This is a genomic window from Cryobacterium sp. MP_3.1 (assembly GCF_035984795.1).
GTDB classification, from domain to species: domain Bacteria; phylum Actinomycetota; class Actinomycetes; order Actinomycetales; family Microbacteriaceae; genus Cryobacterium; species Cryobacterium zongtaii.
In genome coordinates, this window is the sequence record NZ_JAXCHV010000008.1 from 144,083 (window position 1) to 152,859 (window position 8,777).

Sequence of the window (8,777 nt, forward strand, 5' to 3'; positions counted from 1 at the left end):
TCTCCAACCTACGATTCGGGTTCCGGAGCCGCAACTGTTCCCGGACGGTGCTGGGCTCAGGCGAAGGCGTTCACTCCGGTGAGCTCGGCCGAGAACGCCCAGAGCCGGGCCGCCGCATCCGGATCGATGGCGTGGAAGTCGACCCCGCTGATCCGGGCCGTGGAGCTGCCGGGCTCGGTGGGTTCGGCGATGTCACAGTCTTCGCAGTAAACGCCGCCCATCCCGTCGAGCATCGGCGAGGTGGCCGCCCAGGTGGAGGTGGCGGCACCCTGCTCCGGTGATTTGAACAGCGGATTGACGGTGCCATTCTCGGTCAGCCAACCCGCGGCGACCATCTCCTTCCGGGGCAGGTGACGCTGCAACTCGGTCATGATGCCGCCGGGGTGCACCGCGAACGCGCGCACGCCCCGCGTGGCGCCGAGAGCATCCAGGTGCACCGCGAAGAGGCTGTTGGCGGTCTTCGCCTGTCCGTACGCCTGCCACTTGTCGTAGCCGGTTCTGAAGTCGGGGTCGTCGAAGCGGATGCTGCTGAGCTTGTGGCCCGTCGAGGAGAGGGCAACGACCCGTGCGCCACCCTCGGCCGTCAGCGCGGGCCAGAGCAGGTTGGTGAGCACGTAGTGGCCGAGGTGGTTGGTGGCGAACTGGGATTCCCAGTCGTCTCCGACCCTGGCCTCGGCGGACGCCATGATGGCGGCGTTGTTGATCAGGATGTCGAGGCTGCGTCCGGTGGCCACGAAGCGTTCGGCGAAGGCGCGCACGCTGACCAGATCGGCCAGGTCGAGGGCCTCGACCGCCACGGCGTTCAGGCCGCGCGCAGCCAGGGCGGCCCAGGCCACCTCCGGACGCCGGGCCGGCACGATCACCTGGGCGCCGGCCGCGGCGAGCGCGGCGACGGTTTCGATGCCGAGGCCGGAGTAGCCGCCGGTGACGATCGCCGTCTTACCGCTCAGGTCGACACCCGCGAGCACCTCGGTCGCAGTGGACTGGGCGGTGAATCCGGTGGACAGGGCGTGCTGGGGCGTGAGGGTCATCGCTCCAGCGTACGCTCGCCCACTGCGGGATCCTGCGAGGTCAGCAGGCCGGGGCCGGGTACTGCGGTCCCCCAAACGCTCCGATCGGCGCCGTAGGTCAGACCACGCCCAGGCCGACCCGGTCGCCCGGCCCGATCTCGCGCACCACGCGGGCCGGGTTGCCGGCGGCGATGACCCCGGCCGGCACGTCCTTGGTGACGACGGAGCCGGCGCCGATGATGCTGCCCGCGCCGATGGTCACGCCTGGGCAGACCACGACGTTGCCGCCCAGCCAGACATCGTCCTCGATGGTGATCGGCGAGACACGCTCGAAGCCCGCGCGGCGTTCCGCGACGTCGACGGCGTGAGTCGGGGTGTACAGGCGCGCGCTGGGTCCGACCAGCACGTTGGCGCCGATGGTGATCTCGCCACCGCCCAAAGCGAGGAAGTCCGCATTGATGAAGGTGTTCGCGCCCACGTGCAGCCGGGACCCGTAGTCCAGGTACAGCGGCGGCCGGAAGTCCGCGCCGGCTCCGACGCTGCCGAGCAGCTCGGTGAACAGCGCATGCGCCGCGGGCTGGTCGTCGTCGTAGAGCGCGGTGATCTGCCGGCAGGTGCGTTGAGTGCTCGTCGTCATCTCGGCGAGTTCGGGACCGGAGCGATACCGGTACCAGTCCCCCGCCACCATCTTGTCGAATTCGGAGCGAGTGGAATCCTGAGGTGTTTTGTTGTCTGTAACCACAAACCCTAGCGTAGCCCGTTGCCGGGTCGGCGTCAGACCGACGACTCACGCCCCTCCGCCAGCCGGCGTCGTTCGGCCAGCTCGGCCTCAAGACGACGGATGCGGGCCTGTTCGGCGTGGAAGTCGATCTCGCGGTCGAGAGCGGCCAATTCCTCCTCGGTGCTCGATACCCGGCGTGCGGGCAGCACAGCGGATGCCTCGGCCGATGCGGGCCCGCGGCGGGGCGCGCTTCTGCTCGACCGAGCGGCCGGGGCGGGATACTCCCGGCCGATCGCGAACCAGAGCAGGCTGCCGATCACCGGGAGAAAGATCACCAACATCACCCAGAGGACCTTGGGCAGATGCTTCACCTGGCCGTCCTGCCGGGTGATGATGTCCACGAGGGCGGCGACGATGAGAACCAGGAGCACAGCGGAGAACAGCGCATACATGCCGGTCAGCCTAGTGAACGGGGCGCTCGACCGACCAGCCCCCATTTACGGCCGGATGCAGCGACCGGTCAACCCCGCCCCCGGCCGGTTCCGCGGGGCCTTGCGTTGTCGATTCGTCCGGGCCAGCGTGGACAGGGACGCCGGCACGCCCACCCGATCGAGGAGGACCGCGACATGGACGCGCACCCCGACCCGTCGGCGCCGGCGAAACCATCGCCCGACCCACTGGCGGTGATCCGCTCCCGCGGCTACCTGCGCCTCCTGTTGCTGGCCGGGCTCATCGGGGTGCCGGTGTCGATCGCCGCCTACGGCTTCCTCGCGCTGGTCGACTGGCTGCAGGAGTACCTGTTCACCGAACTGCCCGGTGTTCTGGGCTTCGCCGACGTGCCGCTCTGGTGGCCGTTCCCACTGTTGGCCCTGTCGGGGCTGCTGGTGGGTCTGTGCATCCAGCGACTGCCGGGCACCAGCGGGCATCCGCCGTCTGAAGGGTTCAAGGCCGGCGGCTTCCCGCAACCCCGGGAGCTGCCCGGAGTGGTGCTTGCCGCTCTGGCCACCCTGGCTCTCGGCGCCGTGCTCGGTCCGGAGGCACCCCTGATCGCGCTCGGTGGCGGCTTGGGCGCCCTGGCGATTCGGCTGATCAAGAAGGACTCACCGCCGTCGGCCGTGGCGGTGATCGCCTCCGCGGGCAGTTTCGCGGCGGTGAGCACCCTCCTCGGTTCGCCCCTGCTCGGCGCCTTCCTCTTGATGGAGGCATCCGGGTTGGCCGGCGCGATGCTGGGAGTGGGCCTGCTGCCCGGCCTGCTCGCCTCCGGCATCGGCTCCCTGGTCTTCGTGGGCCTGGACTCCTGGACCGGCCTGGGCACGTTCTCCCTCGCACTCCCCGACCTACCGTCGTTTTCCACCCCCACCGCGGCCATGTTCCTCTGGGCGCTGGTGATCGGCGTCGCCTGCCCGCTGTTGGCGTGGGGTATCCGGGCCCTGGCCCGCATCGTGCGCCCGTACGTGCACGCCCATCGGCTCCTGGTGACCCCGGTGCTCGGTCTGGTGATCGCGGGCCTGGCCGTGTTGTTCGCGCAGGTGACCGGGGAGGGCACCGGCGAAGTGCTCTTCTCCGGCCAGTCGGCCTTGCCGTCGCTGATCAATGACGGGGCCTCCTGGCCGCTCGGCGCCGTCGGGCTGCTGATCCTGTGTAAAGCGCTCGCCTACGGCCTGTCGCTGAGCGCGTTCCGGGGCGGTCCGGTGTTCCCGGCCATGTTCGTCGGTGCCGCTGTGGGGATCGCGGCCTCGCACCTGCCCGGCATGGCTTTGGTGCCGGCGGTGGGGGTGGGCATCGGCGCCATGTGTGTGTCGATGCTGCGCCTGCCGCTGACCAGTGTGCTGCTGGCCACGGTGTTGCTCAGCAGCGACGCCTATGCCGTGATGCCGCTGGTGATCGTGGCGGTGGTCGTCGCGCACGTGATCACCGGCCGGTTACCCGAGCCGCCGGGCCGGCGGCTGAGCGGCGCGCTCCCCTCCGCCGGCCCGTCGACGGTCTGACCCGGCCTGTCCGCAATCAGGGTGCGGGGTCCCAGAATCCCGCGTGCACGGCGGCCGCTGCATCGATCAGGGCGGGGCCGGCGACGATCACGGTATTGCCGCCGCGGGCGAACACCTCCCGGCAGGGCAGGTCGAGCGTCGCCTCGCCGCCTTGTTCCGGCACCATCTCGCCGAGCATCTGTTCGGGCAGCGCGTAGGCGACCCGGCCGATTCCGGCCCAGTAGATGGCGCCGGAACACATCACGCACGGTTCGGTGCTCGTATAGAGCGTGCTCGCGCGCAGGTCGTCCTTGGTGAGCCGGGCACTGGCCAGCCGAACGAGGTTGGTCTCGGCATGGCCGGTCGGATCGCCCGCGGTGACCACGCTGTTCTGGCCCTCGATGATCGTGCCGTCACGGGCCACCAGGATGGCGCCGAACGGGTGATTCCCGTTCGCGCGCGCCAGACGAGCCACCTCGATGGCCCGGGCGAGGTGCGTCTCGTCGGCTGCCGAGATCAGGGTCGGGTCGGCGACGATCTCGCTGTCCGGACGGAATCCGATCACAGTGCGACGTCCTCCACGGTCTCGGTGAGCAGGGCGCGCGGATTGCGCATCAGGGCAGCCCCCGGACCCTTCCAGAGTTCCTCCAGCGCCACCTTCATTTTCTCGGCATCGGTGCGGGAGCCGAAGTCAAGATCGATCCGGACCGCCGAACTGTCGTCGACCGGGCGCATGACCCGGAAGCTGGTGACGCCGGCGGTCTTACGGCCGAGCGGATCAGAGTCGAACATCTGCTTCCACGCGTCATAGTCCCCGACGGAGTGCTCGATGTGCAGGGTGAACATGGGAATCCTCGATTCCGCCGGCACTGAGACTGGCCGGCACGCGGACATCGTAGCCCGGGTGGCGCCGTCGCGAGGTGCCGAGAAGATGGGGCCGGCCACGGGACTTGAACCCGTAACCCCCACTTTACAAGAGTGGTGCGCTACCAATTGCGCCAGGCCGGCATGAGGCGATCGAACTGCCTCGAGCATTCATCCTAAATCACCCGGCGACCGGATGCCGACGCAATCGTGCGTCGGCGCGGCATCCGGCCCGGGAAACGACCGGTTACCCGGCCGGCGTCGGAGTGGGCGTCGGCGTCGCGGTGGAGTACGCCTCGCTGGCGGCCTGCAGCACGAAGGCCGCGAATTCCTTGGGGTCGTCGAGGGCGCCGACGTACTGCTTGCCGTTCACGAGCACCGTCGGGGTCCCGGTGATCGCTTCGAGGGAGGACGAGTTCGGGATCGGTCCGCTCAGAGCCCGATCCGTGGAGGCGAGAACCCAGGATTTGAAGGTGGTCTCGTCGATGCACTCGTTGATTGCGGTGAGGTTCTCCGAGACACCCGAGCTCTTCACGATCTCCTTGATCTCGTCGTCGCTAAGGCCGGCGGTGCCTTCGACTGGCTGGGCCGCAAAGAGCGCCGAGTTGAATGCCAGGAAGTCGTCCGGCGCGGAATCCGCCACGCACGCGGCCGCGTTCGCGGCACGCAGTGAGTACTGGGTTCCGGCGGACTTGCTGGTCAGGATCGAGATCGGGTGGATCTCGACGGTGGCGGCGCCGGAGTCGACCCACTGCGAGATCTGCTCGGCGTTGGTGGTCTCGAAGGTGCCGCAGAAGGGGCAGAGGTAGTCGACGTAGACGCGGATGTCGGCGATGGTCCCGGTGGCGTCCGGGGTGGACGGCACCGGCTCGGCATCCGGCTGCAGCGCGGGGGTGGTCACCGCGGTCAGGCCCTCGCCCACCAGGAGACCGTCACTGGCCATGTTGCGCGGGCCCGGTCCGGCGGGCTGAACGGAGTTGACGATGATCAGGACGATGGCCGTCACGACGGCGATGGCGGCCAGGGCGATACCGCCCTGCAGGAACACCCGGTTGCGGCGATCCCGCTTCTTCTGCTCGACTCGAATCTGTGCTGCCTTCGTGCGCGCTGCGTCGCGTCGCTGATTCTTCGAGGGACGGGGGTCGCCTGGGCCGCCAGTTGTCATGGATGATCGCTCCGAGTTGAGGGGGTGCGCTCGCGGTTGTGCGCGGTAGCACTCCAAATAGTAGGACCCCAGTCTGGGAAATAACCAACCGGCAGCTCACAGCGGGCTCACTGCGGGCTCACCGGGTACCTCCGGCGCGCGGTGAGCTGTCAATTCAGCGGTCACCCATCCCGGGCATGCCATACTAGAGAGGTCTTGCGCTGGCGCTACGTCAGCCGGACATAAATCCCATCACAACGGATCGTCCGGCACGTACCTGCCGGTGAAGGAGAATAACGAAATAATGGCTTCAGTAACCTTTGACAAGGCCACCCGTCTGTACCCGGGTTCCACCCGCCCCGCGGTCGATCACCTCGACCTGTCGGTCGCCGATGGTGAGTTCCTCGTCCTGGTCGGCCCGTCCGGCTGTGGAAAGTCCACCTCGCTGCGCATGCTCGCCGGCCTCGAAGAGGTCAACGACGGCGACATCTTCATCGGCGAGCGCAACGTCACCGACGTTCCCCCGAAGGACCGTGACATCGCCATGGTCTTCCAGAACTACGCGCTGTACCCGCACATGACCGTCGCTGAGAACATGGGCTTCGCGCTCAAGATCGCCGGAGTCAACAAGGACGAGCGCGCCACCCGCGTTCTCGAAGCCGCCAAGCTGCTCGACCTCGAGCCTTACCTCAGCCGCAAGCCGAAGGCCCTCTCCGGTGGCCAGCGTCAGCGTGTTGCCATGGGTCGTGCCATCGTGCGTCAGCCCCAGGTGTTCCTCATGGACGAGCCGCTGTCGAACCTCGACGCCAAGCTGCGCGTGCAGACCCGCACCCAGATCGCGTCGCTGCAGCGTCGCCTGGGCGTCACCACCGTCTACGTCACCCACGACCAGACCGAGGCGCTCACCATGGGTGACCGCATCGCCGTCCTCAAGGATGGCGTCCTGCAGCAGGTCGGCACCCCGCGCGACCTGTACGCCAAGCCGAACAACGTCTTCGTTGCCGGCTTCATCGGCAGCCCGGCCATGAACCTGTTCCTGGCCGACGCCGTCGACGGCGGCATCAAGTTCGGCACCGCGACGGTCCCCGTCTCCCGCGAGACGCTGTCCGGCGCCAACGGCCCCAAGGTCACCATCGGGGTGCGCCCCGAGGACATCCAGCTGTCGACCACGATGGGCGAAGGCCTCGCCGTTGACGTCGACCTGGTCGAGGAGCTCGGTGCCGACGGTTACCTGTACGGTCACTCCACCGTCGAGGGCAAGCGCACCGACATCGTCGCCCGCGTCGATGGCCGTTCGCACCCGTCGGCCGGCGACACCGTCTACCTGACCACGACGCCGAACCACCTGCACGTGTTCAACGCAGAGTCCGGCCTCCGTCTCGGCGGCGCCGTCACCGACTAAGCACTGATCGACAAACTCGACCGCCGGCAGTTTCGGCGGTCGAGTTTGTCATATCGGCGCCCGGGTTCCCCGGCGCCTTTTCCTCGTCTTCGTTCCGATTCCGGCCGGGGCGGCTTGCGGCCCTGACGGGCCTTTTCGATAGTTAGGCTCCTCATGAGCGGTTCTCTCAACATCACCTCCGCCACGGCCGATCCGGCCCTGCTCGATCTTCCCTGGAACGTTCCGCTGGATGCCTGGCCGAACGAGAACATCGCCTCGCTGCCCAAGGGTCTCTCCCGGCACCTGGTGCGCTTCGCCCACCTCAGTGGCCGTGTCGTGGCCATCAAGGAGACCACCAGTGAGATGGCCAAGCGCGAGTACGAGATGCTCCGCACCCTGCAGAGCCTGGAGATTCCCTGCGTCGAACCGCTCGCGGTGATCACCAACCGCACCGACGAAGACGGTGACCCGCTCAACTCGGTGCTGGTGACCCGGCACCTTAAGTTCTCGCTGCCCTACCGGGCGCTGTACTCCCAGGCCCTGCGCCCGGATACGGCCACCCGCCTCGTCGATGCCCTCGCCCTGCTGCTGGTGCGCGTGCACATGGTGGGCCTGTTCTGGGGTGACGTGTCGCTGTCGAACACCCTCTTCCGCCGTGACGCGGGGGCGTTCGCGGCGTACCTCGTCGACGCCGAGACCGGGCAGCTCTACCCCGGCGGCCTGTCGAACGGGCAGCGCGAGAACGACCTCGAAATCGCTCGGGTGAACATCGCCGGCGAACTGATGGACCTCGAGGCCGGCGGCCGCGTGGCCGACGAGCTCGACCCTGTCAACGTGAGCAACGGCATCGTCGCGGCCTACCGGCTGCTGTGGAAGGAACTCACCGGATCCGAGTCCTTTGCCAGCAGCGAGCGCTGGCGCATCACCGAACGCGTGGAACGCCTCAACCACCTCGGCTTCGACATCGAGGAACTCGCGATCAAGACCGACGAGAACGGCACGACGGTGCGCATCCAGCCGAAGGTCGTCGACGCCGGCCACCACCAGCGCCGGCTGCTGCGCCTGACCGGCCTCGACGCCGAAGAAAACCAGGCCCGCCGCCTGCTCAACGACCTCGACTCCTATGGGGTCGCCTACGGCAATCCCGATGCCGACGAGGAGATGATGGCGCACGAGTGGCTGGTGCGGGTCTTCGAGCCCGTCGTGCGCGCCATCCCGCGTGAACTGAAGGGCAAGCTCGAGCCCGCCGAGGTGTTCCACCAGCTGCTCGACCACCGCTGGTACATGGCGCAGAACGCGAACCGGGACATCCCGCTGGCCGAGGCCGTCACCTCGTACGTTCAGGATGTTCTGCGTCACCGCCGCGACGAGGCCACCGTCATCGACCCGCCCACCACGCCGATCGAGGTGCAGGAAGACGACGACGACGAGCTCGAGTCTGACGAGGTCGGCGCCGACGCCGACGATTGGCGCCTGAACGTCTAGCTCCTCCTCGAGTTGCGCCAAAATGCCCCTTCGGCAGGTCCGAAGGGGCATTTTGCGCGTTCTCGCGAGAACCGGATGTGCCCACCAGCGCCAAAAGCCCCCTCCGGATGCTTGGGTTCTAGCGGTCGTTGCAACACCCCGTACTTCTGGGAGTTGCAACGACCGTGTCTTCGTTAACGAGTGGAAACCCGTCTTCGGGTGAGAA

Annotated in this window: 9 protein-coding genes and 1 tRNA gene; 3 read left to right on the plus strand and 7 right to left on the minus strand. The window is 68.1% G+C overall.

Going from position 1 to position 8,777, the window contains the following annotated elements; translation table 11 throughout:
- Positions 1–56 precede the first annotated feature (56 nt).
- The 3 genes from RCH12_RS07695 to RCH12_RS07705 all read right to left on the minus strand — a co-directional run bounded on the left by RCH12_RS07695 (position 57) and on the right by RCH12_RS07705 (position 2,183).
- Positions 57–1,031: an SDR family NAD(P)-dependent oxidoreductase gene (locus RCH12_RS07695; RefSeq protein ID WP_327016532.1), complete on the minus strand. Its 975-nt coding sequence runs from the start codon at positions 1,029–1,031 to the stop codon at positions 57–59.
- A 97-nt stretch (positions 1,032–1,128) separates the two neighbouring features.
- On the minus strand, positions 1,129–1,752 hold the full coding sequence (locus RCH12_RS07700; protein WP_327016533.1) for a sugar O-acetyltransferase: 624 nt from the start codon (positions 1,750–1,752) through the stop codon (positions 1,129–1,131).
- Between the two features lie 32 nt (positions 1,753–1,784).
- Complete coding sequence (locus RCH12_RS07705; RefSeq protein ID WP_103430955.1) at positions 1,785–2,183, minus strand: PLD nuclease N-terminal domain-containing protein; 399 nt, start codon at positions 2,181–2,183, stop codon at positions 1,785–1,787.
- Between the two features lie 174 nt (positions 2,184–2,357).
- On the opposite strand from RCH12_RS07705, the gene RCH12_RS07710 reads away from it, so the two are divergent.
- Complete coding sequence (locus tag RCH12_RS07710) at positions 2,358–3,719, plus strand: chloride channel protein (RefSeq protein WP_327016534.1); 1,362 nt, start codon at positions 2,358–2,360, stop codon at positions 3,717–3,719.
- 16 nt (positions 3,720–3,735) lie between these two features.
- Here RCH12_RS07710 and RCH12_RS07715 read toward each other — a convergent pair whose 3' ends face one another.
- The 4 genes from RCH12_RS07715 to RCH12_RS07730 form a co-directional block, all read right to left on the minus strand.
- Complete coding sequence (locus tag RCH12_RS07715; RefSeq protein ID WP_243399123.1) at positions 3,736–4,263, minus strand: nucleoside deaminase; 528 nt, start codon at positions 4,261–4,263, stop codon at positions 3,736–3,738.
- On the minus strand, positions 4,260–4,544 hold the full coding sequence (locus RCH12_RS07720; RefSeq protein ID WP_103430953.1) for a hypothetical protein: 285 nt from the start codon (positions 4,542–4,544) through the stop codon (positions 4,260–4,262). Before RCH12_RS07720 ends, RCH12_RS07715 begins: the two co-directional genes overlap by 4 nt.
- 86 nt (positions 4,545–4,630) lie before the next feature.
- Positions 4,631–4,706, minus strand: a tRNA-Thr gene (locus RCH12_RS07725).
- Between the two features lie 103 nt (positions 4,707–4,809).
- Positions 4,810–5,727 carry a DsbA family protein gene (locus RCH12_RS07730; protein WP_327016535.1) on the minus strand — a complete coding sequence of 306 codons (918 nt, stop codon included), beginning with the start codon at positions 5,725–5,727 and terminating at the stop codon, positions 4,810–4,812.
- 283 nt (positions 5,728–6,010) lie between these two features.
- On the opposite strand from RCH12_RS07730, the gene RCH12_RS07735 reads away from it, so the two are divergent.
- Positions 6,011–7,108 (plus strand): ABC transporter ATP-binding protein, encoded by a 1,098-nt coding sequence (locus RCH12_RS07735; RefSeq protein WP_088457049.1) that lies wholly within the window; start codon positions 6,011–6,013, stop codon positions 7,106–7,108.
- 153 nt (positions 7,109–7,261) lie between these two features.
- Entirely contained in the window at positions 7,262–8,572 is a 1,311-nt protein-coding gene (locus RCH12_RS07740) for a DUF4032 domain-containing protein (protein WP_103432241.1), read from the plus strand.
- Positions 8,573–8,777: the final 205 nt, after the last annotated feature.